25 protein-coding genes and 2 pseudogenes are annotated in these 23,308 nt (G+C 71.8%); 12 read left to right on the forward strand and 15 right to left on the reverse strand.

Features of this window, described 5'->3' with window-relative positions; translation table 11 throughout:
• Positions 1-125 precede the first annotated feature (125 nt).
• Complete coding sequence (locus tag CG719_RS24970) at positions 126-359, reverse strand: hypothetical protein (RefSeq protein ID WP_100570916.1); 234 nt, start codon at positions 357-359, stop codon at positions 126-128.
• Positions 360-804: 445 nt separating this feature from the next.
• Here CG719_RS24970 and CG719_RS24975 point away from each other — a divergent pair, with 445 nt between their 5' ends.
• The 3 genes from CG719_RS24975 to CG719_RS24985 all read left to right on the forward strand — a co-directional run bounded on the left by CG719_RS24975 (position 805) and on the right by CG719_RS24985 (position 3,028).
• The gene (locus tag CG719_RS24975) at positions 805-1,122 is read left to right on the forward strand and encodes a hypothetical protein (protein ID WP_159024951.1); all 318 of its coding nucleotides are present in this window, start codon (positions 805-807) and stop codon (positions 1,120-1,122) included.
• A 408-nt stretch (positions 1,123-1,530) separates the two neighbouring features.
• Positions 1,531-2,346, forward strand: a complete 816-nt coding sequence (locus tag CG719_RS24980) for an esterase/lipase family protein (RefSeq protein WP_100570918.1) — start codon at positions 1,531-1,533, stop codon at positions 2,344-2,346.
• Between the two features lie 391 nt (positions 2,347-2,737).
• On the forward strand, positions 2,738-3,028 hold the full coding sequence (locus CG719_RS24985; protein ID WP_100570919.1) for a DUF3040 domain-containing protein: 291 nt from the start codon (positions 2,738-2,740) through the stop codon (positions 3,026-3,028).
• Between the two features lie 165 nt (positions 3,029-3,193).
• On the opposite strand, the gene CG719_RS24990 is transcribed toward CG719_RS24985, so the two are convergent.
• The 3 genes from CG719_RS24990 to CG719_RS25000 all read right to left on the reverse strand — a co-directional run bounded on the left by CG719_RS24990 (position 3,194) and on the right by CG719_RS25000 (position 5,732).
• Positions 3,194-4,453 carry a cation:proton antiporter gene (locus CG719_RS24990; RefSeq protein ID WP_100570920.1) on the reverse strand — a complete coding sequence of 420 codons (1,260 nt, stop codon included), beginning with the start codon at positions 4,451-4,453 and terminating at the stop codon, positions 3,194-3,196.
• A 4-nt stretch (positions 4,454-4,457) separates the two neighbouring features.
• Positions 4,458-4,928, reverse strand: a complete 471-nt coding sequence (locus tag CG719_RS24995; protein ID WP_100570921.1) for a cation:proton antiporter regulatory subunit — start codon at positions 4,926-4,928, stop codon at positions 4,458-4,460.
• Positions 4,929-5,093: 165 nt separating this feature from the next.
• Entirely contained in the window at positions 5,094-5,732 is a 639-nt protein-coding gene (locus tag CG719_RS25000; RefSeq protein WP_100570922.1) for an HD domain-containing protein, read from the reverse strand.
• 123 nt (positions 5,733-5,855) lie between these two features.
• Here CG719_RS25000 and CG719_RS25005 point away from each other — a divergent pair, with 123 nt between their 5' ends.
• A complete protein-coding gene (locus CG719_RS25005; protein ID WP_100570923.1) occupies positions 5,856-6,902 on the forward strand; it encodes a GlxA family transcriptional regulator in 1,047 nt (348 codons plus the stop codon).
• Here the strand turns inward: CG719_RS25005 and CG719_RS25010 are convergent.
• The 3 genes from CG719_RS25010 to CG719_RS25020 are packed head-to-tail and all read right to left on the reverse strand — an operon-like array spanning position 6,822 to position 9,770.
• The gene (locus tag CG719_RS25010) at positions 6,822-7,691 is read right to left on the reverse strand and encodes an alpha/beta fold hydrolase (protein ID WP_100570924.1); all 870 of its coding nucleotides are present in this window, start codon (positions 7,689-7,691) and stop codon (positions 6,822-6,824) included. The genes CG719_RS25005 and CG719_RS25010 overlap by 81 nt on opposite strands.
• Positions 7,692-7,749: 58 nt before the next feature.
• Positions 7,750-9,117, reverse strand: coding sequence for an MFS transporter (locus CG719_RS25015; RefSeq protein WP_100570925.1), 1,368 nt, complete (start codon positions 9,115-9,117; stop codon positions 7,750-7,752).
• Positions 9,114-9,770, reverse strand: coding sequence for a TetR/AcrR family transcriptional regulator (locus tag CG719_RS25020; RefSeq protein WP_100570926.1), 657 nt, complete (start codon positions 9,768-9,770; stop codon positions 9,114-9,116). The genes CG719_RS25015 and CG719_RS25020 overlap by 4 nt, the downstream gene beginning before the upstream one ends.
• Before the next feature lie 103 nt (positions 9,771-9,873).
• Here CG719_RS25020 and CG719_RS25025 point away from each other — a divergent pair, with 103 nt between their 5' ends.
• Positions 9,874-10,389 carry a CGNR zinc finger domain-containing protein gene (locus CG719_RS25025; RefSeq protein WP_100570927.1) on the forward strand — a complete coding sequence of 172 codons (516 nt, stop codon included), beginning with the start codon at positions 9,874-9,876 and terminating at the stop codon, positions 10,387-10,389.
• A 6-nt stretch (positions 10,390-10,395) separates the two neighbouring features.
• Here the strand turns inward: CG719_RS25025 and rox are convergent, their stop codons facing one another.
• Entirely contained in the window at positions 10,396-11,832 is a 1,437-nt protein-coding gene (gene rox, locus CG719_RS25030) for a rifampin monooxygenase (RefSeq protein WP_100570928.1), read from the reverse strand.
• 407 nt (positions 11,833-12,239) lie between these two features.
• Between rox and CG719_RS25035 the strand changes: the two genes are divergently transcribed.
• Positions 12,240-14,000 (forward strand): MOSC and FAD-binding oxidoreductase domain-containing protein, encoded by a 1,761-nt coding sequence (locus CG719_RS25035; RefSeq protein ID WP_100570929.1) that lies wholly within the window; start codon positions 12,240-12,242, stop codon positions 13,998-14,000.
• 279 nt (positions 14,001-14,279) lie between these two features.
• Here CG719_RS25035 and CG719_RS25040 read toward each other — a convergent pair whose 3' ends face one another.
• Together CG719_RS25040 and cynR are read right to left on the reverse strand one after the other, a co-directional pair.
• Positions 14,280-15,203 carry a GNAT family N-acetyltransferase gene (locus CG719_RS25040; RefSeq protein WP_100570966.1) on the reverse strand — a complete coding sequence of 308 codons (924 nt, stop codon included), beginning with the start codon at positions 15,201-15,203 and terminating at the stop codon, positions 14,280-14,282.
• 271 nt (positions 15,204-15,474) lie between these two features.
• Positions 15,475-16,386, reverse strand: a complete 912-nt coding sequence (gene cynR, locus CG719_RS25050) for a transcriptional regulator CynR (protein WP_100570931.1) — start codon at positions 16,384-16,386, stop codon at positions 15,475-15,477.
• A gap of 124 nt (positions 16,387-16,510) precedes the next feature.
• Here cynR and CG719_RS25055 point away from each other — a divergent pair, with 124 nt between their 5' ends.
• The 4 genes from CG719_RS25055 (at position 16,511) to CG719_RS25070 (ending at position 18,751) form a co-directional block, all read left to right on the forward strand.
• Positions 16,511-17,104, forward strand: coding sequence for a carbonic anhydrase (locus tag CG719_RS25055; protein WP_100570932.1), 594 nt, complete (start codon positions 16,511-16,513; stop codon positions 17,102-17,104).
• A gap of 71 nt (positions 17,105-17,175) precedes the next feature.
• Positions 17,176-17,646 (forward strand): cyanase, encoded by a 471-nt coding sequence (gene cynS / locus CG719_RS25060; protein ID WP_100570933.1) that lies wholly within the window; start codon positions 17,176-17,178, stop codon positions 17,644-17,646.
• 81 nt (positions 17,647-17,727) lie between these two features.
• Positions 17,728-18,228 (forward strand): nucleoside deaminase, encoded by a 501-nt coding sequence (locus CG719_RS25065; RefSeq protein ID WP_100570934.1) that lies wholly within the window; start codon positions 17,728-17,730, stop codon positions 18,226-18,228.
• Positions 18,229-18,238: 10 nt separating this feature from the next.
• Complete coding sequence (locus tag CG719_RS25070) at positions 18,239-18,751, forward strand: nucleoside deaminase (RefSeq protein ID WP_100570935.1); 513 nt, start codon at positions 18,239-18,241, stop codon at positions 18,749-18,751.
• Between the two features lie 12 nt (positions 18,752-18,763).
• Here the strand turns inward: CG719_RS25070 and CG719_RS25075 are convergent.
• Positions 18,764-18,952, reverse strand: a pseudogene (locus tag CG719_RS25075) (ankyrin repeat domain-containing protein); the annotation flags it as partial.
• Here CG719_RS25075 and CG719_RS25080 point away from each other — a divergent pair.
• Positions 18,942-19,193 (forward strand): annotated as a pseudogene (locus tag CG719_RS25080) (response regulator transcription factor); the annotation flags it as partial. The pseudogenes CG719_RS25075 and CG719_RS25080 sit on opposite strands and share 11 nt — an antisense overlap.
• Before the next feature lie 31 nt (positions 19,194-19,224).
• Here CG719_RS25080 and CG719_RS25085 read toward each other — a convergent pair.
• Positions 19,225-19,680, reverse strand: coding sequence for an SRPBCC family protein (locus CG719_RS25085; protein ID WP_385941026.1), 456 nt, complete (start codon positions 19,678-19,680; stop codon positions 19,225-19,227).
• Between the two features lie 218 nt (positions 19,681-19,898).
• Between CG719_RS25085 and CG719_RS25090 the strand changes: the two genes are divergently transcribed.
• Positions 19,899-20,750: a polysaccharide deacetylase family protein gene (locus CG719_RS25090; protein ID WP_234375753.1), complete on the forward strand. Its 852-nt coding sequence runs from the start codon at positions 19,899-19,901 to the stop codon at positions 20,748-20,750.
• Positions 20,751-20,758: 8 nt separating this feature from the next.
• Here the strand turns inward: CG719_RS25090 and CG719_RS25095 are convergent, their stop codons facing one another.
• The 3 genes from CG719_RS25095 to CG719_RS25105 all read right to left on the reverse strand — a co-directional run bounded on the left by CG719_RS25095 (position 20,759) and on the right by CG719_RS25105 (position 23,272).
• The gene (locus CG719_RS25095) at positions 20,759-21,898 is read right to left on the reverse strand and encodes an RNA polymerase sigma factor (protein ID WP_100570937.1); all 1,140 of its coding nucleotides are present in this window, start codon (positions 21,896-21,898) and stop codon (positions 20,759-20,761) included.
• A gap of 8 nt (positions 21,899-21,906) precedes the next feature.
• The gene (locus CG719_RS25100) at positions 21,907-22,314 is read right to left on the reverse strand and encodes a YciI family protein (RefSeq protein WP_100570938.1); all 408 of its coding nucleotides are present in this window, start codon (positions 22,312-22,314) and stop codon (positions 21,907-21,909) included.
• Between the two features lie 79 nt (positions 22,315-22,393).
• Positions 22,394-23,272 carry a TauD/TfdA dioxygenase family protein gene (locus CG719_RS25105; protein ID WP_100570939.1) on the reverse strand — a complete coding sequence of 293 codons (879 nt, stop codon included), beginning with the start codon at positions 23,270-23,272 and terminating at the stop codon, positions 22,394-22,396.
• Between the last annotated feature and the right edge of the window lie 36 nt (positions 23,273-23,308).

Here is a 23,308-nt window from a genome sequence, read left to right on the forward strand (position 1 = left end):
GTGGTGCGGCGGGTCGGCACGACGGGCCTCGTGGTGCGGGGCCCGTCGCAGTGTGGTGCCGTCGCGCTGTGCCGCCGTCGCGCTGTGCCGCCGTCGCGCTGTGCCGCCCTCGCGCCGGGCGCGCTTCAGCGCAGCCGGCTGTGGTCGCGGACGATCGGCAGCCGCGCCCACAGCCGGCCCAGCCCCCAGGTGGTGCCCGCGCCCGCCGCCGCCACGGCGATCAGGGCGACCGCGTAGATCACGCGGCCCCAGATCACGTTGCCCGGCTGGTCGACCCGGCGCGTGCCCGCGTAGTGGTGCACGGCGACCATCAGCGCGGCGATCGTCCCTTGCGTGCGGATGTGCGAGGTCACCGGCATGGGAGCGCTCCGTCGCCCACCGGGTCGCGGCCCGCACGGGAGAAGCGCGCCGCACGCATGGTCGCCGCGGTCATCAGCTCGCCTCCAGGACGGGTTCACCCGTCGGGCTGAACACCCGATACCTACCCTTTCGCGAGGGTCGTAACGGCCGCGTGCGCCGCCGCCCGGAACGGGGCCCCGACAGGGGGTCGCGCCGCTGTTACGGAAGGCCTTCGGCCATTCGCGGGAGGAGAGGCGGCGAAACCGCCAGGTGGCCCGCGCACTCCCCCGATCGATGCTCCGTACAAGGGAGAGTTACGGATATATCCGCGTTTCGTAACACGAATCGGTTTGGCGATCTGCTGTCGTCGTGGAGGGCCACAGTGTGGCGTCTCGGCACCAAGCCGGGAATTCGGACCGCACGCCCGGCCAACCAGGGCGGGTGTGCATGACCGTGAGGGGATTCATGTCTGTTTCTCGTACGGCGCTCCGCCTGATCGCCACCTGTGTGGCTTCGGGCGCCCTCGTCGGCGCGGCCGCACTGCCGGCGCTGGCGGCCGGCGCGGACCACGACGGCGCGAGGAACCTCCCGCAGAGCCAGCGGGCGGACCTCTTCAGGATCGACCACGACCACGACCGCGACGACCGGCACGGTCACTTCGGCGACCGCGACCGCGACCGTGACCGCGACCGGGCCTGGCACCACGGCTGGTACAACAACCGGCCCTGGTACCGGCACCACGGCTGGTACGGCGACCGGCACCACTTCCCCGGCCGCCGCTGACCCGCCCCTGAAGCAGTGCTGTGACGCGGAGGCGAACCGCATCCTCCGCCACCGCCGTCACAGCGGGTGTGGCCGTTGCACCGAAGGGCCGAAGACCGTGCGCACGGTCTTCGGCCCTTCGGCCGTGTGCGGGGTCCTCCGGCAGACGTCGAGATGATGCTCTCGCCGCAGTCGTCCGGTTGCCGCTCGTAATCCGCGTGTGAGGTCGGCCACCTAACCATTGCTGACAGCGGAATCTTCGGCTTAACGTCCCCGCAATCCGTTTGAGCGGACGGCCTGTACGGCCGGTCTCCGTTCGGCGGCGGCCTTCGGGCGCGGGCTCAGAGCGGAGCCTTCTCCGTGCGGCGAGGCGTGTTCCGCCGCGTGGTTCCGGCAGCGCGTGCCCCTGGCGGCGTGAGGAGTCGCCCCATGATTCGCGTAAGCCCGCTCCCCGTCCGCACTCTGACCGGAGCCGTGTTCGGCGCCGCCGTCGAGGTGGCCGCGATCGTCGCGGCGCTGGCCCTGTACCCGTCCGGCTTCGGCGAGGGCCGGGAACGCCGCGGTCCCGGATCCTGGCCGGTGGCGCCTTCGGACGGCGCCGTGGCCCTTCCGGCCCTCTCGACCGACAGCCCGATCCTCCTGGTGCACGGCCTGTGCAGCAACCGCGCGATCTTCCACATCATGAGGCGCGGCCTGCGGCAGGCGGGCTTCCGCCGGGTCGCCGTGCTGAACTACAACTGGCTGAACAACGACGTCCGCGGTGCCGCGCGCCTGCTGGCGGATCAGGTGGAACGGGTCTGCGAGGACAGCGGGCACGAGCGCGTCCACGTGATAGGCCACAGTCTCGGCGGCGTGGTCGCCCGCTACTACGCGCAGCGCATGGGCGGCGACGCCCGTGTGCACACACTGGTCACCCTGGGCGCCCCACACACCGGCACGCTGGCCGCGGCGCTGCCTCTGCCCGTGCGGGCGATCCGGCAACTGCGCCCGGGCAGCGACTTGCTCGCGGAACTCGCCGAGCCCGCTCCCGGCTGCGGGACCCGCTTCGTGGCGTTCCACAGCGACCTCGACGAGCTGATCGTCCCCGCCGCCAACGCCCGGCTGGTCCACCCCGACCTTCGGATACGCAACGTCCCGGTGCGGGCCGTCGGCCATGTCTCGCTGCCGATGCACGCCAGGGTGGTCGGTGAGGTCTGCCGCGTGCTCCACGACGCGCACGACGCCGAGCCCCTGGCCGCGGCCTGAGCCGCTCCGGCCCGCCTCCTGGCCGGTCCATCGGTTCCGGCACCCATTCCGTGCCGTCCGTGGGCGTCGGGTCCGCCCGTAAATGGGTGCCGGACCCGATGGCGGCACATCCCGGCCGCGGGTGAGGGTGTACGCAACCCCTTTCGACGGTCGTACCGGCGTGTGGCCGGCCGTTGCCGCGTGCTCGGGCCCCGGTGCGAACCCGCGGTGCCCCGGAGTCGGGGGAAGCCGCGAGTCCGTCGAGTCCAGTCGAGTCACGAGAGGAGCCCGGCACCGATGGCGGCAGTGCCACGGCGGCCTGCCCGGTCGCGGGGTGTGGGCTTCCCACCGTACGGCCCGTGCCGCCGTGCCGAGGCTCCCGCCCGCCGCCGCGTGCCGAGAGGAGCGCGTCATGCCCGGAACCGATGACAAGCTGCTCGGCGAGATCGCGGCTCGCGTGTACCGGGACGATCCCCGGTTCGCCCGCGCCCTCCGGGCCGGCCGTCCCTGCCCGCCACGCGAGTACCGGCGCACCCGGGCCTGGCTGCTGCTCACCTTCGCCCTGCTGGTGCTGGGCACCGGCATCACTCTGGCCCACGGACTGCTCATCGTCACCGGCATGGTCCTGGCCGGTATGGCGGGAGAACTGTGCGACCCCCGGCGCGGTCCGCGCAGACAGCGGGTTCCCCCGCCCCGTTCCTGACTGCGGCGGCCCGCCGCACCGTGGTGAGCGGCCGGGGGGCGGGTGACGGACCCATGGGGGTGCTCCATCAGTGCCACCCGGCCGTCCTCATTTCACCGCCGGCCGACCGTCCCGCTCACGACCGGGACCGGCCGACCGCCTCACTCGTGATCGGCCGGTCCCGACTCACGACCGGCCGACCGTGTCCTGATCGGCCACCTTCTCCTGCGGCCCGGCCCCCGGCGCCCAGGCCTCGGCCGGTGCGCCGCCGGCCGGGGCGGACTTGCCGAGCAGGCCCGTCAGGCGCCGGGCCACCGGTTCGGTGTAGCGGGCGGTGAGCGGGCCGATGATGACGAGGATCAGCACGTACGCCGTGGCCAGCGGGCCCAGGTCGGGTTCGATCCCGGCCGTGACCGCGAGCCCGGCGATGACGATGGAGAACTCGCCCCGGGCGACCAGCGTGCCGCCCGCGCGCCAGCGGCCCCTGACGGAGACACCGGCCCGCTTGGCGGCCCAGTAGCCGGTGGCGATCTTGGTCAGCGCGGTGACGACGGCCAGGGCGAGCGCGGGCAGCAGCACCGGCGGAATGGACTGCGGGTCGGTGTGCAGTCCGAAGAACACGAAGAACACCGCCGCGAACAGGTCGCGCAACGGGGCCAGGAGGTTGTGCGCGCCCTCCGCCACCTCGCCGGACAGGGCGATGCCGACCAGGAACGCGCCCACGGCGGCCGAGACCTGCAACTGCTGGGCGAGCCCCGCGACCAGCAGGGTCAGGCCCAGCACGACCAGCAGCAGCTTCTCGGGGTCGTCGCTGGAGACGAAGCGCGAGATGTGCCGGCCGAACCGCACCGCCACCAGCAGCACCAGCGCGGCGACACCGAGGGCGATGGCCAGCGTGACGCTGCCCGCCGCCAGCCCGACACCGGCCAGCAGGGCGGTGATGATCGGCAGGTACACGGCCATGGACAGGTCCTCGAGGACCAGGATGCTGAGGATCACCGGTGTCTCCCGGTTGCCCAGCCGGCCCAGATCACCCAGGACCTTGGCGATCACACCGGACGAGGAGATCCAGGTCACCCCGGCCAGGACGACGGCCGCGACCGGCCCCCAGCCCAGCAGCAGCGCCATGGCGGCGCCTGGCAGGGCGTTGAGCGTGGCGTCGACGAGCCCGGCCGAGTACTGGGTCTTGAGGTTGGAGACCAGGTCACTGGCGGTGTACTCGAGCCCCAGCATGAGCAGCAGCAGGATGACGCCGATCTCGGCGCCGATGGCGACGAACTCCTCACTGGTGTCCAGCGGGAGCAGTCCGCCCTGGCCGAAGGCGAGTCCGGCGAGCAGGTACAGGGGGATGGGCGAGAACTGGAAGCGCCCGGCGAACCGGCCGAGCAGGCCCAGGCCGAGGATGATCGCACCGAACTCGATCAGAAAGACAGCGGACGAGTGCACGCGATCACTCCCGTCCCAGTATCACCGCGGCGGCATCGGCGCCTTCGCGCGTGCCGATCACGATCAGGGTGTCCCCGCCCGCCAGCCGCAGGTCGGGCCCGGGGGACGGGATCGCCTCGGCCCTGCGCAGCACCGCCACGATCGACACGCCGGTCTCGGTACGCATCCGGGTCTCGCCCAGCACCCGCCCGTTCCAGTACGAGGTGGCCGACAGTTCGACGCGCTCCGCCACCAGTCCCAGTTCGGTCGTCGACAGCAGGTTGGGGCTGTGATGGGACGGCATGAGCGCGTCGATGACGGCCGCCGTCTCCCCGGCGGTCATCCGCACGGACAGCGCGCAGGCGTCGGGGTCGTCCTCGCGGTACGCGCTCAGGGTCCGTGTTCCGTCCCGGTGTGCGACCACGGACAGACGGCGCTGTTCTCGCGTGGTGAGGTCGTAGCGGACCCCTATTCCCGGCAACGGCGTACCACTCATGCGCGCAGCGCCCACGTTGTTCTCCCTGGTCGTCCGACTTGGCTGTTTCTTTGCCAATCCTTAACGGCACCCTATCGACTGGAGCCGGTCGGATGGAATGCGGACAGTGTCGGCTGCGTCTCATTCCGGTGAACGGGAGAGGGAGTGCGCCGGGGCGGGGCCGGGTCATTCGGGCCAGTCGGAGTTCTTGACGACCTCGACGAAGTCGGTGCGCCGGAAGCCGGGGACGTAGTGGGCCAGTACGTCGGCCTTGATGTTCCCGAAGGTCGTGCCGGGGCGTTCCTCGATGCCCTCGGTGAACGCGGCGAGGATCCCGTTCTTGAAATCCGGGCGCGGGTGCGCGGCGACGACCGCCGCGCGCTCCTCGTCGGTGACCGCGTGATAGCCGAAACCCAGGACGTCGAGTTCGACGCCGCGGGTCACCAGGGCGATCTCGGGTGCCATGTGCAGCGGGATCTCCGGGGTGGTGTGCAGGGCGATGCTCGTCCAGACACGGTCGGCGGGCTCGCCGGCGATTCCGTGGGCGTGCAGGAAGCGGCGGGCCTCGTCGGCACCGTCGATCTCGAAGCGCTGGTCGGTGCGCCGCATGCGCTTCGTGAGCCCCAGGTCGTGGAACATCGCGCCCACGTAGAGCAGTTCGGGGTCGAAGCCGAGCCGCTGTTCGCGGCCGCGCAGCGACCCCCACAGGAAGACCCGCCGGGAATGGTGGAAGAGGAGCGGCGGGGCGAGGTCGCGGACCAGTTCGGTCGCCTCCCGCACCAGGGTGGTGTCCGGGATCTCCACTCCTGCGATCACTTCACTCATTGTCCGTCCGCCTTCCTCGTCCGATCGGTGATCCGGCTCCGATGCCTCCGGATGTCTCCAGCGTTCACCGGACGACATAGGCTGGGCCATGTCCCTGCTGCCAGGAAAACCACGGATTCGGACATGACACATCGGGTCGGCTTCATCGTCTTCGAGGGCGTGACCATGCTCGATGTCAGCGGTCCGTCGGAGGTTCTCCATCAGGCGGGCCGGCTCGCTCCCGGCTACGAGCTGGTACTCGTCTCCCCCCGCGGCGGGACGGTGACGACCTCCGCCGGGCCCGCGCTGAGCGGCACGGTCCGGGCGGCCGAGGCGGGGCCGGTCGACACGGTCGTGGTGGCCGGAGGCGACCGGCTGGCGCGACAGCCGGTGGAGGAGGAGCTGCTGGCCTCGGTCCGCGTACTCACCGAGCGGGCGCGACGGGTCGCCTCGGTGTGCACCGGCGCCTTCGTGCTGGCCGAACTGGGCCTGCTGGACGGCCGTCGCGCGACGACGCACTGGCGGCACGCGGCCACGCTCGCCCGCCGCTACCCGCGTGTGCGCGTCGAGCCGGACGCCATGCACATCCGCGACGGGCGGTACGTCACCTCGGCGGGCATCAGCGCGGGCATCGATCTGACGCTCGCGCTGGTGGAGGACGACCACGGCGCCGACGTGGCGCGGAACGTCGCGCGTGAGCTGGTCGTCTTCATGCAACGTCCGGGCGGGCAGTCGCAGTTCTCCACGGCCATCACGACCCCGCCGCCTCGCGGTGACCTGCTCCGGCCGCTGATCGCGTCGGTGCTCTCCGATCCGGCCGCCGACCACAGCCTGCCCGCCATGGCCACCGCCGCCGCCGTCAGCCCCCGGCATCTGGCCCGGCTGTTCCGCGCCGAACTGGGCACCACGCCCGCACGCTGGGTGGAGCGGGTCCGCCTCGACCGCGCCCAGCAGTTGCTGCTCGAAGGCCACAGCGTGACCTCGGCCGCGCGGCACAGCGGGCTCGGCTCGGACGAGACACTCCGACGCGCCTTCGCCCGCCATCTGGGCACGACGCCGAGCCAGTACCGCAAGCGCTTCGCCACCACCCGCGAGGAGCGGTCGGACGCGTCAGGCGAGGACGCGGCCGAGGAAGTCGCGGATGTGCCCGGTGATGGTGTCGAGGTGGCTTTCCAGAGCGAAGTGCCCTGACTCGATCAGGTGGATCTCGGCGTCGGGCAGGTCCTGGCCGAACGCCGTGGCACCCTCGGGGCCGAAGATCTCGTCGTTGGCTCCCCAGACCGCCAGCAGCGGCACCTGGGAATCCCGGAAGTAGCGCTGGACCCGGGGGTAGAGGTCCACGTTGGAGGGATAGTCGCGGAATAGCCTCAGCTGGATCTCGTCGTTGCCCGGCCGGTCCAGCAGGGCCTGGTCGTGGACCCAGTTGTCGGGGCTGACCAGGGTGGGATCGGCCACCCCGTTGACGTACTGCCAGCGTGTGACGTCAGGCGTCAGGGCACCTCGTACCGGGCCCTCGGTGTTCGGCCCGGGTGCCTTGGCGTAGGCGAAGAGGCCGTCCCAGAAGGGCTTGACGAAGCCCTCGTCGTAGGCGTTGCCGTTCTGGGTGATGATCGCCGTGACGCGGTCCGGGGCCTGGAGGGCGAGACGCCAGCCGATGGGGGCACCGTAGTCGTGCACGTACATCGCGAACCGGTCGACGCCCAGCCGCTGGAGCAGCCCGGAGGTGGTCTCGGTGAGGGCGTCGAAGGTGTACGGGAACTCCTGCGGGGAGGGCATCGCCGACTGGCCGAAGCCGATGTGGTCGGGGGCGATCACGCGGTACCGGTCCGCGAGCGCCGGGATCAGGTGACGGAACATGTGCGAACTGGTCGGGAAGCCGTGGAGGAGTACGACCACGGGGGCCCGTGGATCGCCGGCCTCCCGGTAGAAGACGTCGAGACCGTCGACGGTGGCCGTGCGGTGGTGGACTGCGAAGACCATGCCTCTCACCCATCTCTCGAGTTTCGGACGCTGTCACTCCAGTCGAACATCTCCCCCTCTAACCAGTCAAGGCACTTTTACGGGTTAGGTTGCGGTGGGGCAGTCGCGCTGCGGGAAGCAGACCGAGGGCGGTGAGTGCGGCCAGGACCGGCAGGGCGGAACTCATCGTCGAGACGGCGGACCCGGTCGTGCCGGCAGCGACGGCGATGCCGAGGGTCGGCCCGATGTTCATGGCGGTCTGCTTGAGCCCACCCACGACCCCCGCGTACCCCGGCGGCGCGTCGCCGACCACGGTCCCGGTGGCGGTGACCATCACCGCGGCGTACCCGGCGCCGATGACGCCGAAGGCCGTGCCCATGACGATCCACGGGCTGTCCGCTTCGAGCCGGGACAGCACGGCGATGCCGACCACGACCAGGGCGGTGCCCGCGATCGCGGTGTGGCGCGCACCGTAGCGGCGCAGCGCGGCGCTCGCGGCGGGCGAGCCGAGGACCATGAGCACGGTCAGCGGAAGGACGCGCAGACCGCAGGTGAGCGGGTCGAGGCGGAGAGTGTCCTGGAGGTAGAACGTGGCTCTGAACAGCGATCCGAACAGGCCGGCGGACGTGACCAGCAGGACGGCCATCGAGGCCGTCACGGGTGCGGACCGCGCCACGGCCGGCGGGACGATCGGATGCGTGGCGCGCCCTTCGTGCCGGGCGAGTACCGCCAATATGCCTGCTACGGCGAGGAGTTCGAACAGCGTAGGCGCCGCGGTCCACCCCCGCTCGGGCACTGCGGCCAGGGCGTGCACGAGGACCGCGAGCGCGAGCGCGAGCAGGCCCGCGCCATTGAGGTTGAGGCGCGAGGAGTCGGCACGTGCGGGTACGGGTGTCCGCACGGCGAGGACGAACGCGGCGATGACGAACGCGACGGGCACGTTGACCCAGAACACGGCACGCCAGCCGAGGTGTCCCACGAGCAGACCGCCGAGGATCGGCCCGGATCCCGCCGCGACCGCGATCGCACTGGTCCGGATGGCGATCGCCGTGCCGAGCCGTTCCGGCGGGTACGCCTGCCGCAGCAGCGCGAGCGTCGCGGGTTGCAGCAGCGCGCCGAACCCGCCCTGCACCACACGGAGGGCCGTCACCCAGCCGACGTTCGGCGCGAGCGCGATCCCGGCCGAGGCGGCCCCGAAACCGAGAACGCCGACGAGCAGCAGGCGCGGATGCCCGTACCGGTCGCCCAGGCGCCCGGCGATCACGAGTAACGCGGCCACCGCGACCAGATAGCCGGTGCTCGTCCACTGGATCTGGGCGATGCTCGCGCCGAGATCACGCTGGAGGCTGGGCTGCGCCAGGAGCAGGACGGTGCCGTCCAGTGCGACGATCACCGCGCCGGCCGCGCTGACCAGGAGCGCGAGCCGCCGCTGGGCGGATGTGGTCATGAGGTCACCGGGCCGAGGTGGGCGGCCACGACGGTCGCGACGAGCCGGTCGCACTGATCGTCTTCGGGACCGCCGTCCGGCGGTGGGGACCCGAGGGCGAGTTGCAGGCTGCCCCAGGCCCACAACTGGGCCATCCCGTGCAGGTTCGACCACAGGGCGGCGGCGGTCACGGCGGGCGGCGGTGCGGCGTCGTCGGGCCCGCCGTCCTCTTGGGTGCCGTCCCGCTCCGCTCGGCACCGGGCGACGAGCTGGGTCATGTGCTCGAACAGCGGGAGGGTCGTTCGGCGCAGCCGCTGCTGGTCCGGCGCCTGCGGCCCGCTGTCGAGCAGGTCGTGCCGGAACATCAGCTCGAACATGCCGCGGCGCTCCAGCGCGTACCTGACGTACGCCCGCGCGACGGCCTCCAACCGGGCGCGCGCCGTGGTCGCGTCGGCGACCGCGGCCTCGAACCGGGCGCCGAGGTCCTCGAAGCCGCGGCGGGCGATGGCCGACAGCAGCGCGTGGTGCGTCGGGAAGTACCGGCGCGGCGCCCCGTGCGACACCCCCGCTCGGCGTGCCGTCTCCCGCAGGCCCACGGACGCGGAGCCCTCGGTGAGCACGAGGTCCACACCGGCATCGATCAACCGCTCCCGCAGGGAGCTCTCCTCAGTCATAGACAGTGTCTACCACTACGTCGTAGACACTGTCTACTTCACCTCCGCCGGCGATCGCGGCGCGTGTAACCTGTCAAGCGAGCCCATTCGGTTAGGGGATGCGATGGCGAGCGAGCGGGAGCGGCAGGACGCGCTGCTGGATCTCCTCAACAGCACGCCGGTTGTCGGCGGTGCCGTCCAGGACGAGCTGGCGGACCCGGAAGCGGCCAGGTCCTGGCAGCGGGCCCATGGCGGCAGCGGAACGGCGGACGAGCTGCGCGGCCTCGTCCAGGCACGCGACGCCCTCCAGGACGTGGTGCGCGGTGCCCGCACCGCCACGACGCTGGGCCCGCTCCTGAAGGGCGTGACCTCCCGGCCGGACGTGTCGTCCGAGGGAGTGTCGTGGAAGCTGGACATCCCTCCGGAGCGCCGGATGGCGGTGGAAGCGGTGCTGGCGTGGAGCGCGGTTCAGCGGACGATGCCCGGACGGCTGCGTCCGTGCGCCAACCCCGAGTGCCGGCGCTTCGTCATCGACCGCAGCAAGACCAACAGGGCCCGCTGGTGTTCGATGGCCGTCTGCGGCAACCGCATGAAGGCGCGGCGCCACTACCAGCGCACCCGTGACGTGGCAGCCGAGTAAGCGTGCTCAACCGGCGGGTGCGCCGAACCACTTGGTGAGCCGGTAGAGCAGATCCTGCTGGTCCTCGCCGGCCCACGCCACATGGCCGTCGGGCCGCAGCAGTACCGCGGGTACGTCCAACTCCTCGCTGACGCCGACGACATGGTCGACCCGGTCCGCCCAGCCCGCCACCGACAGCCGGCCGGTCCGGTCGAGCAGCAGCCCGCGTCCACCGTGCATCAGCTCGTAGAGGCGCCCTCGCTTCAGCCGCACGTCCCGCAGCCGCCGGCCGAGCAGTTCGTGGCCGTCGCCGATGTCGTAGCGGACCTCCACCGCGGTGATGATCCCGGTCACGTACCGGTTCACCTCCTCGAAGTCCATCAGCTTCGAGAACAGTTCCCGCAGCGCGGTCGCGCCCGGATCGGTGCCGAGCAGCGTGATCTGCGCGCGGGTGTTCTCCAGCACCCGGGCGCCCACCGGGTGCCGTTCGGTGTGATAGCTGTCCAACAGCCCGTCCGGGGCCCAGCCGTTGACCTCGGCGGCCAGCTTCCAGCCCAGGTTGAACGCGTCCTGCACGCCGAGGTTGAGCCCCTGCCCGCCGGTCGGCGGATGGATGTGCGCGGCGTCGCCGGCCAGCAGGACCCGGCCCACCCGGTAGCGCTCGGCCTGCCGGGTTGCGTCGCCGAACCGGGACAGCCAGCGCGGCGAGTGCGCCCCGAAGTCGGTGCCCGCGACGGCCCGCAGCCGCTCCTTGAACTCGTCGAGCGTCGGCGGGGCCGTACGGTCCTCGGCCACCCCGTCGGCGGGCACGATGATGCGGTACACCCCCTCGCGTCCGTCCACATCGGGGATGGCGCCGAAGCGCAGTTGGGTCCTGCGGACCTCGGTGACGACGGCGGCGACCGTCGCCGGATCCTCGGTCGTCTCCATGTCGCCCAGCAGGGTCTCGATCCTGGCTGGTTCGCCGGGGAAACCGACGCCGAGCAGTTTGCGTACGGTGCTGCGGCCGCCGTCGCAGCCGACGAGGTAGCGCGAGCGCAGGCGCGTGCCGTCGGCCAGTTCGACGGTCACGCCGTCCTCGTCCTGGCTCAGGCCCACCACTTGGTGGCCGCGCCGGATCTCGGCGCCGAGTTCGAGGGCGCGCTCTTCGAGCAGCCGCTCTGTGACCGGCTGCGGGGTGGCGAGGCCGTACGGGTGTGCCGTGTCCAGCAGGTCCGGCCACGGCTTGACGATGCCACCGAAGAGACCGCCGGCCTGGAACTTCTCGCTGACCGCGAGGAACCGCTCCAGCAGACCGCGCTGGTCCATCATCTCGACGCTGCGCGCGTGCAGGCCGCGTCCGCGGGACTGCCCGGTCGGCTCGGTCAGCTTCTCCAGCACGACCACGTGCACGCCGTACAGCCGCAACTCGCCGGCCAGCATCAAGCCTGTCGGTCCGCCGCCGACCACGATCACGTCCGTCATCAAATCGCCCGTTCAAGGAGAGAGGGTTTCGCCGACCGGCCACTCCGCGTGGTCCGGCGGCGCGCGCACGCGCACATTGGCAAAGTGCGCGCATTTCGCGAATCACTTATTTCCGCGACTTCTGGCTTCGACCGGAGATTCTGCGGCACGACCCGGGCCTTGCCGCAAGGCCCCCGGTGCGCTATAAGTTGAGAGTGGCAAGGAGCGGGTGCTCCTTGCCTTTGCTTTTGTCTGCCGCGGCTTTGCCTTTGTCCGCCGCTGCCGTCCGCACCCCCTCGCCCTCCCCCGCGGACGAACGCGCCCCCTGCCGGTGCACGAACTAGGATCGATCCCAGCGCACAGATCACAGCGCCATGAGGGGCTGCCCCGGCTGCCGCCCCGGCCGACCACCCCGCAGGAGGTCCGCGATGGCGACGCTGCTGTCCGTGAACGTGGGAATGCCCACGGACGTCTCATGGCAGGGAAGGACCGTCCGCACCGGAGCCTGGAAGGCTCCCGTCGAAGGCCCCCGCATGGTCCGGCGGCTCAACGTCGACGGAGACGGTCAGGGAGATCTGGCCGGGCACGGCGGCGAGATCCGTGCCGTCCTCGTCTACCAGTCGGAGTCCTACCGGTACTGGCAGAAGCAGCTCGGTCGCGACGATCTGAGCTTCGGGATGTTCGGGGAGAACTTCACCGTCGAGGGACTGCCCGACGACGAAGTGTGCATCGGTGACCGGTACCGCATCGGCGAGGCCGAGTTCGAGGTCACCCAGCCCCGCGTCACCTGCTACCGCGTCGGCATGCGCCTCGGCGAACCCACCATGGCGTCCCTGCTGGTCGCCCACCACCGCCCCGGCTTCTACCTGCGCGTGCTCACCGAGGGGCACGTCCAGGCCGGCGACGAGATCACCCTCGTCCGCAAGGGGCCGGAGGAACTCAGCGTGGCCGACACCGACGCACTGCTCTACCTCCCCCACCGCGACTCCGCGAAACTGCGCAAGGCGCTCAGCATCCCTGCTCTCAGCCCCGGTTGGCAGCAGTCCTTCCGCGAACTCGCCGCCGCCCAGCAGCCCCAGCAGGAACCCGGATGGCCGGACGAACGCGCGAGCACACGGCAGTCCAGGCAGGAGCCGGGGTGGCCGGGCTTCAAGAGCATGCGCGTGGCCCGCATCGTTCCGGAGACCGCCGACATCTCGTCGGTCTACCTCGACAGCGCCGACGGCACGCCGCTGCCCGAGGCCCGCCCCGGCCAGTACCTCTCCATCCGGCTTGCCGTCGGCGACGGCGTCCCCACGGTGCGCAGCTACTCCCTGTCCTCCACGCCCACCGACCGTACCTACCGCATCAGCGTCAAGCACGAATCCTGCGGAAGGGTCAGCGGCTACATCCATGCCACGCTCCACCCCGGGGACCTCGTGGACATCGCAAGTCCCCGGGGAACGTTCGTACTTGAAGCAGGTACCCGCCCGATCGTCCTCGTCTCCGCGGGCATCGGTGCCACTCCCGTGCTCGCGATGCTCCACGGGCTCGCCGCCGTACGAGACCCACGCGCCGTCTGGTGGATCCACACCGCGCACGACCGTGCCCACCACGCGTTCGCGCACGAGGCCCACGCCCTCCTGGCCCGACTCCCCGACGCCCACGAACACATCTACTACACCTCCGAGGCCCCGCCCCCGGGCGAGCGGCACATCACCCGGGGCCGCCCGACCGCCCCGGCGCTCACGGCCCTGGGCATCCCCACCGACGCCGACGCCTACCTCTGCGGACCGACCGCCTTCATGGACGACCTCGGCGGCTACCTGCGCGACCACGGTCTGCGGGCCGAGCGGATCCACACGGAACAGTTCAGCGCCCTGCCCGCCATCAACCCCGGCGTCACGCCCACCGCCGCCGTCCGGCCGCACCAGCCGCCCGGTCCCGCGGGCTCCGGCCCGCTCATCACCTTCGCCCGCAGCGGCATCAGCACCCCCTGGTCACCGGCCCACGCCTCGCTGCTGGACCTCGCCGAGGCCTGCGACATTCCCACCCGCTGGTCCTGCCGCACCGGCGTCTGCCACACCTGCGTCACCCACCTCATGGCGGGCGACATCACCTACACCACCCCACCCCTCGAACTCCCCGAACCCGGCACCGTCCTCGTCTGCTGCAGCGAACCGGCCACCGAAGTCGTCCTCGACCTCTAGGGCCTTTCGTTTGGATCAGGCCGGATCAGGGAGCGGGGTCTGGTGCTGGGGGCACCTCCCACGTCGTTCAGGCAGTGGGGGAGCGTCGCAAGGCGGAGGAGGGCGGCAGGGCGGAGCCCTGCCAACCGACGACAACGCGGCTGGGGGTGCCCCCTGCTCGAAGAGCTTGGGGGAGCGGTGCCAGACCCCGCGAGCCCGGCATGATCCAAACGAAAGGCCCTAGGAACACCGGCCCGCCGACCGGGTGCGGGGGCACCCTCGTGGGCGCCCCCGCGCCGGTCAGTTCCAGGTCATGTTGATCTCGCGTTCGAAGTTGACGTAGCCGGCCCGGTGGAAGGCGTGTGCCATGGGGATGTTGCCGAGGTCCGTGGACGCCCGGATGCGGGGAACGTCCTGCTCAGCGAGCACACGGGTGCCCTCGGCGAGGAGGTCGTCGATGTAACCGTTGCCCCGGTGGGCGGGCAGGACCGCGATGTAGGCGATGATCGGGTTGTAGCCGTTGTGGGCCGGGACGACGAATCCCACGGGCTCTCCGCCGGGCAGGGTCGCGACGCGCCACCAGTCCCGCGGGCTGGTGTAGCGGGCGAGTTCCTCCTCATAGTGGTTGACGGCCGCTTCGTGGGCGGACATCCCTGTCAGCTGCTCCCGGCTGTGCGCGTCCAGTGTCCCTTCCAGGACCGAGGCCATCAGGGCGACCAGTTCCCCGGCGTCGTGGACGGGCCGGAAGGCGAGACGTCCGCGGGGCTCGGGAACGGGTGATCCGGGGCGCCATTCCAGCCGCAGTCGTTCGACGAGGAGCCGGGCACCGGTCCGTTCCGCCACGGTCATGCGCTCCTCGACGACGTTCCTGGTCGTCGCGTTCTCACGCCAGTCGGGCGGGAGGAAGCGGCTGTACTCGGGGAGCCGCGACCCGTTCGGGAGGGTGGCCGCCATCGCGGTGCGCAGAAGTCGTACCCCGGTGTCCACGCGATCGGGGGCCGGGATGCTGTCGTCGATGTCGAGGACGTCCAGGATGAGTGGTGCGTCGCCGCCCGGCCGGCTCCACCAGGCGGCCCTGGCCAGCAGGCGGTCGCCACGCACGGCGACCCACATCCATTCGGGTCGTCGGCGGCCGGCGGTGAGGTCGTCCGCCAGTTCCTCGTTGAGGGTGTAGGGCAGTCGGCGGAAGAGGTCGAGTTCTTCGCGTCCGGTGATCGGACGCATGGTCAGGCCGTTCTGATGCAACGTCAAGGCACACTCCGGTGAAGGCGCCCGTCCGCTCCGGGTCGGTCAGAGACCGTCCGTACCCCGGGAGGACTCAAGCGCGGTGATGATGCGGATCATGGGCTTGTCCCTCCTTTCGCTCTCGTCGTCCCTCACCCGTGTGGTGGGGCTGGTCGACTCTAGCGCAATGCGCCGGACAGTCCACCCCCTCAGCTCGGCAGGTTTATTTGCCGAGTCGCGGCCGCCCATACCGTGAGCTCCGCCCGATACGTCACTGCGGGGCCTCGGTGTAGCCGCGGGCCCGGACGACGTCCTGGGTGAGACGGGTGAAGGCGCGGGCGGCGGCGCTCTGGTAACTGCTGCCACGCCGCAGGAGGGTGACGGTGCGTGCGGGCAGGGGCGGTTCGAGGGGGACCGGACGCAGGTGCGGGTGGTCGTGGGTGATGGCGTCGGGAAGCACGGTGGCGATCGGGGTGCGCCGCACGATCTCGACGAGGGCCTGGACGGAATTGGCCTCCACCGTGATGCGCGGCTGCACCCGGTGGGCCGTGAAGTGGGCGTCGATATGGCTGCGGGTGGCGAAGTCCCCGTTCAGCAGCGCCAGCTGACGCTCACTCAACTCCTCCACACGTAGCGGCTGGGACGGGCCCGCGTCGAGGTCGGGGGCGCCCGTGACGAGGCTCAGGGTCTCCGTGAACAGGGTCTGCGCCACGACGCCGGGCAGATGGGCACCGGAGAAGGCGATGCCCAGGTCGAGGTCGTCGGCGAGCAGGGCCGACTCGATGCGGTCCTGGGTCATCTCCTGGAGGTCCAGGGTGATGCCGGGGTGCCGGGCGTGCAGTTCGGCGACCAGGGGGCCCACCAGATAGGCGGTGAACGTCGGCGTCGCGGCCAGGCGCAGATGGCCGCGGGTGAGGTCCTGGACGTCCTGGACGGCACGCTCGGCGGCCGCCAGGTCCCGCAGGGCACGGCGGGCATGACGGGCGTACGTCTCCCCCGCGTCGGTCAGCCGCACCCCGCGGCCGGTGCGGTCGAGCAGCGGCACCCCCACGGACCGCTCCAGTTGCCGCACCTGCTGGGAGAGCGTGGGCTGGGAGATGCGCAGGTCTTCGGCGGCGCGGGTGAAGCTGCCGTGCTCGGCCACGGCGAGCAGATAGCGCAGATGACGCAGTTCCAGGGCCATGGAACCGATTATAGATACGGGCAATGAGAGACATGGGTACTGCGTCTTGGACTCTATAGACCCAGGTCATGCATGGTGGATTCACCGAGTCCGGCAGACCGGAACCCACCGAAGGGAGTGACCAGTGCGCGATCTCGCCCAGGGCGTCACGCGTTTCCAGCGGGACGTCCACCCCGCCAAGGCGGACCTGTTCGCCCACCTCGCCGAGAACCACGCGCCGCACACGCTGTTCATCGGCTGCTCCGACGCCCGCGTCGTCCCGGAGCTGATCACGGCCAGTGAACCGGGTGAGCTGTTCGTCGTCCGCACCGCGGGCAACCTCGTCCCGTCCCACGCGCCGGGCCCCGACGCCGTGGCGGCGGCCATCGAGTACGCCGTGGCCGTCCTCGGCGTGTCCGACATCGTGGTGTGCGGGCACTCCGGCTGCGGCGCCATGACGGCCCTCGCCGAGGACCACGACCTCCGCGGGGTGCCGGCGGTCGCCGAGTGGCTGCGGCACGCGGACGCCTCCCGCGCCCGTACCGCCGCCCGCGGGGACATCGCCGCTCTGGTCCGCCAGAACGTGCTCGCCCAGCTGGCGAACCTGGTCACCCACCCCTCGGTCGCCGGCGGCCTGGCCGAAGGCACTCTCACCCTGCACGGCTGGGTCTACGACATCGCCACCGGAGGCGTCGAGAACGTCGCCGCCGAGCCGCGGGCGACCGCGTCCGCGGCCTGACCCACCGGTCCGGCCCGCAGCCGGCAACTCGAATCCGGAATCCCGAATCCAGAATCCTGAAAGGAACCCCCATGCCGCACGCCCAGTTCGACCCCGCCGCCCGGCAGGCCCTCGCCGTCGTCGCCGTCGAGGCCAAGACGCGCAAGGACCTCACCTGGCAGCAGATCGCGGACGCGGCCGGCCTGTCGGTGGCCTTCACCACCGCCGCCCTGCTCGGCCAGCACGCCCTCCCCGAGCCCGCCGCGCGGGCCGTCGGCGAGCTGCTCGGCCTGGACGCCGACGCGGTGGCACTGCTCCAGACGATCCCGACCCGCGGCTCGATCCCCGGCGGCATCCCGACCGACCCGACCATCTACCGCTTCTACGAGATGCTCCAGGTGTACGGCACGACGCTCAAGGCCCTGGTGCACGAGCAGTTCGGTGACGGCATCATCTCCGCGATCAACTTCAAGCTGGATGTGAAGAAGGTCGCCGACCCCGAGGGCGGAGAGCGCGCGGTGATCACCCTGGACGGCAAGTACCTGCCCACCAAGCCCTTCTGATCCACTCCGATCGGACCGGCGCCGGGGCGGTACGGCCGTCCGGCCGCCCCGGCTCCCCCCTGTCACGGAAGGACACCACTGATGGACTTCGCACAGCGCACCGTCGACATCGCCCGCCGCAACGTCGCCGAGGGCGGCCGCCCGTTCGCGACCGTCATCGTCAAGGACGGCGGGATCCTGGCCGAGAGCCCCAACCGGGTCGCCCAGACCAACGACCCCACGGCGCACGCCGAGATCCTCGCCATCCGCGAGGCGTGCACCAAGCTGGGCACGGAGCACCTCGTCGGCGCCACGATCTACGTACTGGCCCACCCGTGCCCGATGTGCCTGGGCTCGCTGTACTACTGCTCACCGGACGAGGTGGTCTTCCTCACCACCCGGGACGCCTACGAGCCGCACTACGTGGACGACCGCAAGTACTTCGAACTGGACAACTTCTACGAGGAGTTCGCGAAGAACTGGGACGAGCGCCGGCTGCCGATGCGCTACGAGCCGCGCGACACCGCGGTCGACGTCTACCGGCTCTGGCAGGAGCACAACGGCGGCGAGCGCCGCGTCCCCGGCGCGCCCACCGCGGCCTGAGGGAGCGGACGTGACCCTCAACGAACCGAACGCCGCCGAGCTGCGGCATCTGGAGCGCGCGGTCGAGCTGGCGGTCGAGGCGCTGCGGGCCGGGGACGAGCCGTTCGGCTCGGTCCTGGTCGGCGCCGACGGACAGGTGCTGGCGGAGGACCGCAACCGGGTGAACAGTCTGGACGACCGCACCCGGCATCCGGAGTTCGAGCTGGTCCGCTGGGCCACGGCCCATCTCACCGAGCGGCAGCGGGCGGAGGCCACCGTCTTCACCTCCGGGGAACACTGCCCCATGTGCGCGGCCGCCCACGGCTGGACGGGCCTCGGCCGGATCGTCTACGCGCACTCGGCAGCCCAGTTGACCCACTGGCTGGCCGAACTGGGCGTGCCCGCCGCCCCGGTGCGCTGCCTGCCGATCCAGGACGTGGTACCCGGGCTGACGGTGCAGGGCCCGGTACCGGCCCTGACCGACCGGCTCCGCGACCTGCACCGCGACTACCGTGCCGGCCGCCGGGGCACGGCCGCTTCCTGACGGACGGCCGTGTTACCGGTCCGCCGCTGCTTCGCCCTCGCGCAGCAGGGCCGCGATCGCGTGGAAGCCGCGGCGCTCGGCGTGGGCGCGGGCCGGCGTCCCGTCGGCGTCCGGCAGCAGTGGGTCGGCGCCCGCCCCGAGCAGCACCTCCACCACTTCCTGGTGCGTGCGTCCGCCGTCGCCGAGGATCACCGCCCTGTCCGCACCTGTCGCCCACCGGGTCATGACCGGCATGCGCAGCCCGCGCCCCAGACTCACCGAGCGCCGGCGCGACATCCTCGGCCGGCTGGCCCGCGGGCTGACCGACCGGGACATCGCCAGGGCCCTCTTCCTGAGCGAGGCCACCGTCAAGACGCACCTGGGCCGCATCTACGACAAGCTCGGCGTCGAAACCCGCGCCGGCGCCGTGGCCGTCGCCAAGGAACAGCGCCTGCTGCCCTGACGAGCACGGCCCGGCAGCCCGCGCCCGCCGGTCACCCGCTGTGTTCGGCGTACTCCCGGAAGTGTTCCAGGTCGGTGCGTACGAGTCGTTCGATCGCGTTGGCCTGGGCGAATCCCCTGGGCCCGCCGAACGCCTCCCGGACGGTGTCGGGGTCGTACTCCAGCCGTGCCTGGATGCGCGTGTTCCCCTGGTCGATGGGGTGCAGGGTGAGGGAACAGCTCATTTGCGGGGACTCCGTCGTGTGCCATTCCAGCACGCGGTCCCCGGCGCGGTCGGAGGCCTTCATCTCCATCTGCCGGGCCCGTCCGCCCGCCTCGATGTCCAACTGGGCGCGGCCACCGGATTCGGTCCGGGCGTCGCGCACGCCGTCCATGAAGCGGGGGTAGTTCTCCACCCGGTGAAGGCTGTCCCAGGCGCTGTCGATGGGGACTCCGACGTCGATGTGTTCTTCGAGGGTGCTCATGGCGACCTCCACGGTTCGGCTCACGACGCACGTCCTTCCGCCTCCAGTGTGCGCCCCGCCCCGGCGGGCCGGGCGGCCGGGCCGCCAACCGGCGGGACGCCGAGGCAAGCACGTCGCATCCAACTCCGAGTGCCCGCGATAGGGGCCCGGGCTACGCTCCCCCTATGGCTGGTCCATCCCGCCGGGATGCCCTCCGGCCCGAGCGGGCCCGGCATCCTTCGCCGCCGGACAGGGGTCGCCGCGTGCGCGATCGCGTGCGGAACGCGGCCAGGGCGGCATGCCGGACGCGCGCGCCCACCGCACTGGTGACCGCGGCGGCGCTGGCGCTGGCCCTGCCCGGCTGCGGTGGCGGCGGAGACGCGCCGCGGGCCGGAGCGATGCGGCAGGTGTCGTCGGTGAGCGGCGCGGTGGCCGGGGCCGGGATCGCCCGGGGCCCCGGCAGATCCGTCGACTGCCGCAGGACGAGATGCGTGGCGCTCACCTTCGACGACTCACCGGGCGTCCGCACTCCGCGCATCCTGGACATCCTGCGCCGGTACCGCGTGCACGCCACCTTCTTCACTCTGGGCAGGAACCACGTCGCCACCTACCCCGGAACGGTTGTGCGGATGGCCTCGGAAGGCCACGAGGTGGAGACCCTCACCTGGTCCCACCGGGTCCTCACCGGGATCAGCCCGGCCGAAGCGCGCGAGGAGATCACCCGGGGCCGCGAGGCCGTGGCGAGAGTCATCGGCCGCCGGCCGGTCCTGCTGCGCCCGCCGGAGGGCCGTACGAGCGCGACCGTCACCGCGATCTGCCGACGGCTCGGCATGGCACAGGTCCTGTGGAGCGCGACCGCGTCCGACTACGAGACCACCGACTCCGCGCTCATCGCCCGCCGGATCCTGGCCCGGACCGGCCCCGGCGGGATCATCCTGCTGCACGACCGGGTGGACCCCACCCACCGCGGCTACAACGGTACGGTCGCCGCGCTGCCCGGCATCATCTCCGGCCTGAAGGCCCGTGGTTATGCCTTCGTCACCGTCACCCGGCTCCTGGCCCCGCACGGGCCCCGGCCCGGCGAGGTGTACCGCGACCGGCCTCTCGCCCGGTGACGGTCCACCTACCGGCGGGCGTTGAGCCGGGCCGCCTGGCGCGTCAGGTGGTCGCGCTCGGCGAGGGTGGGTGCCTTGTGGGCCGCCTCGGCGTACAGCCGAGCGGCCCTCGCCGGATCGCCGTCACGCTCGTGGAGGTACGCCGCCACCGCGGTATGGCGGGGCAGGGCGGGGTCCAGCGCCGCGAGCGCCGCCAGGCCGGCGCGCGGTCCGTCTGCCTCACCGACGGCGACCGCGCGGTTGAGCCGGACGACCGGGCTGTCGGTCAGCCGCGTGAGCTCGTCGTACCACTCGACGATCTGCACCCAGTCGGTCTCCTCGGCGGTGGGCGCGTCGGCGTGGAGTGCCGCGATGGCGGCCTGGGCCTGGAACTCGCCGAGCCGGTCCCGGGCGAGGGCCGCCTGAAGGATCTCGACGCCCTCGGCGATCGACTCGGTGTCCCACCGGCCGCGGTCCTGCTCGGCGAGCGGTACCAGGCTTCCGTCGGGCGCGGTCCTGGTGGCGCGCCGGGCGTGGTGGAGCAGCATCAGGGCGAGCAGCCCCGCCGCCTCGGGGTGGTCGATCGCGGCCGCGAGCTGCCGGGTGAGCCGGATGGCCTCGGCGGCGAGGTCGACATCACCGGAGTAGCCCTCGTTGAAGACCAGGTAGAGGACACGCAGCACGGTGGCGACATCGCCGGGCTGGTCGAGCCTCACGCCGGAGACGGTGCGCTTGGCCCGGCTGATGCGTTGCGCCATGGTCGCCTCGGGCACCAGGTAGGCCTGGGCGATCTGGCGCGTGGTGAGCCCGCCGACGGCGCGCAGTGTGAGCGCGACCGCGGACGCCGGCGTCAGGGACGGGTGGGCGCACAGGAAGTAGAGCTGGAGCGTGTCGTCCACCGCTGGCGCGGGTCCGGGCGCCGGCTCCTCGTCGACGCGGTCCTCCCGCCGCCGGCGGGCGGCGTCCGCGCGTGTCGCGTCGAGGAACCGGCGCCAGGCCACGGTGACCAGCCAGCCCTTCGGGTCCCGTGGAGGGTCGGTCGGCCAGACGCGGACCGCCTCGACCAGGGCGTCCTGCACGGCGTCCTCGGCCGCCGCGAAGTCGGCTCCGCGGCGGACGAGGATCCCGAGCACGCCCGGTGTGAGGCTTCGGATCAGTGCCTCGTTCACCGGCGGGCTCACTCCGTGATGGTGGGCGGTGCGGCCAGGAACGGGCGCACCTCCAGCCACTCGTGGATCGGCTTGCCGCCCGCGCCGGGGGCGGCCGACAGTTCTCCGGCCAGCTCGACGGCCCGCTCGTAGCTGTCGACGTCGATCACCATCCAGCCGGCGATGAGGTCCTTGGTCTCGGCGAACGGTCCGTCGGTGACCGGCGGGCGCCCCTCGCCGTCGTAGCGGACCCAGGCCCCCTCGGGGGCGAGGGCCTGCCCGTCGACGAACTCGCCGGTCTTCTCCAGTCGGGCCGCGAAGTCGTTCATGTACTGCACATGGTCCGAGATCTCCTCGGGCGTCCACCGGTCCATGGGCACGTCGTTGACCGCGGCCGGAGCGCCTCGGTAGTGCTTGAGCAGCAGGTACTTGGCCATCGTGGTACTCCTCGGTGCTGGTGCGACCCATTGTGGCCGCATTCACCCCGGGGACGGAGCCGGGCGCCGGTTCTCGACATCAGGCGTGCAGCCGGGTGCCCTCGATCGCCACGCGGCGGCCTTCCCGGGTGAGGGGGAAGTAGTCCCACACGGCGTGGTGCTGGACGCTGCGGTTGTCCCAGAACACGAGGGTGCGTTCCTGCCAGTGGACCCGGCAGTGCAGCAGCGGCGTCCGGGCGACGTGCTGGTGGAGCATGCCCAGCAGGACGTCGCTCTCGGTCCGGGAGAGCTGGGTGATGTGGGAGGTGTAGGGGGCGTTGACGAACAGCAGCTTGCGGCCGTTCTCCGGGTGGCGGACGACCACGGGGTGTTCGGTGCGCGGCACGTCGTACTCGGGCGGCGGTGTCTGTCCGGCCGCGGTCCACGGCAGGGCGCCGTCGTGGAGGGCCGTCAGTCCGTCGAGGAATCCGCGCATGGCGGGTGAGAGGAGTTCGTAGGCGAGGTGCATGTTGGCGAAGAGGGTGTCGCCGCCGCTGCCGCCCTCGGGCATGGTCGTGATGTACAGCATCGATCCGAGGGAGGGTTCGACGTCGGCGGTGCCGTCCGCGTGCCAGCCGTTGCCGGCCACGTTCCGGGAGTTCCTGTCGGCCTTGAGGTCCAGGATGTGCGGGTCGGATCCCTCCACCGGCAGGGCGACGGGGTGCAGGTCGCCGAAGACGCCCGCGAAGCGCTTGTGCTCCTCGGGTGTGATGTCCTGGTCGCGGAAGACGAGGACGTGGTGGGCCGCGAAGGCGTGCTTGAGTTCCTTCTCCTGCCGCGGTGTGAGTTCCTGGGCGAGGTCGATGCCGGAGACCTCCGCGCCGAGCAGCGGGGTGAGCGGAGCGACGGCGATGGTCTCGTAGGGTTCCGCGGGGCGGGTGGTGAGCTGTTCGACTGCTCGCAGTGCGTAGTCCTCCATGAGGGACCTCCGTGATACGTCGGGGATGGGGGCGGG

The sequence above is a fragment of the Streptomyces sp. CB01373 genome (assembly GCF_002803075.1).
In the GTDB taxonomy this organism is placed as follows: domain Bacteria; phylum Actinomycetota; class Actinomycetes; order Streptomycetales; family Streptomycetaceae; genus Streptomyces.

Coding starts and splice junctions, on each gene's coding strand:
- CG719_RS25010 (WP_100570924.1), bottom strand. CDS start 7,691: ATGGTCTTCGCAGTCCACCACCGCACGGCCACCGTCGACGGTCTCGAC.
- CG719_RS25065 (WP_100570934.1), top strand. CDS start 17,728: ATGGACTTCGCACAGCGCACCGTCGACATCGCCCGCCGCAACGTCGCC.
- CG719_RS25005 (WP_100570923.1), top strand. CDS start 5,856: ATGACACATCGGGTCGGCTTCATCGTCTTCGAGGGCGTGACCATGCTC.
- CG719_RS25035 (WP_100570929.1), top strand. CDS start 12,240: ATGGCGACGCTGCTGTCCGTGAACGTGGGAATGCCCACGGACGTCTCA.
- CG719_RS24985 (WP_100570919.1), top strand. CDS start 2,738: ATGCCCGGAACCGATGACAAGCTGCTCGGCGAGATCGCGGCTCGCGTG.
- CG719_RS25040 (WP_100570966.1), bottom strand. CDS start 15,203: ATGCGTCCGATCACCGGACGCGAAGAACTCGACCTCTTCCGCCGACTG.
- CG719_RS25100 (WP_100570938.1), bottom strand. CDS start 22,314: ATGGCCAAGTACCTGCTGCTCAAGCACTACCGAGGCGCTCCGGCCGCG.
- CG719_RS25105 (WP_100570939.1), bottom strand. CDS start 23,272: ATGGAGGACTACGCACTGCGAGCAGTCGAACAGCTCACCACCCGCCCC.
- cynR (WP_100570931.1), bottom strand. CDS start 16,386: ATGGCCCTGGAACTGCGTCATCTGCGCTATCTGCTCGCCGTGGCCGAG.
- CG719_RS25020 (WP_100570926.1), bottom strand. CDS start 9,770: ATGACTGAGGAGAGCTCCCTGCGGGAGCGGTTGATCGATGCCGGTGTG.
- CG719_RS25000 (WP_100570922.1), bottom strand. CDS start 5,732: ATGAGTGAAGTGATCGCAGGAGTGGAGATCCCGGACACCACCCTGGTG.
- CG719_RS24975 (WP_159024951.1), top strand. CDS start 805: ATGTCTGTTTCTCGTACGGCGCTCCGCCTGATCGCCACCTGTGTGGCT.
- cynS (WP_100570933.1), top strand. CDS start 17,176: ATGCCGCACGCCCAGTTCGACCCCGCCGCCCGGCAGGCCCTCGCCGTC.
- rox (WP_100570928.1), bottom strand. CDS start 11,832: ATGACGGACGTGATCGTGGTCGGCGGCGGACCGACAGGCTTGATGCTG.
- CG719_RS25025 (WP_100570927.1), top strand. CDS start 9,874: ATGGCGAGCGAGCGGGAGCGGCAGGACGCGCTGCTGGATCTCCTCAAC.
- CG719_RS24970 (WP_100570916.1), bottom strand. CDS start 359: ATGCCGGTGACCTCGCACATCCGCACGCAAGGGACGATCGCCGCGCTG.
- CG719_RS24980 (WP_100570918.1), top strand. CDS start 1,531: ATGATTCGCGTAAGCCCGCTCCCCGTCCGCACTCTGACCGGAGCCGTG.
- CG719_RS24995 (WP_100570921.1), bottom strand. CDS start 4,928: ATGAGTGGTACGCCGTTGCCGGGAATAGGGGTCCGCTACGACCTCACC.
- CG719_RS25015 (WP_100570925.1), bottom strand. CDS start 9,117: ATGACCACATCCGCCCAGCGGCGGCTCGCGCTCCTGGTCAGCGCGGCC.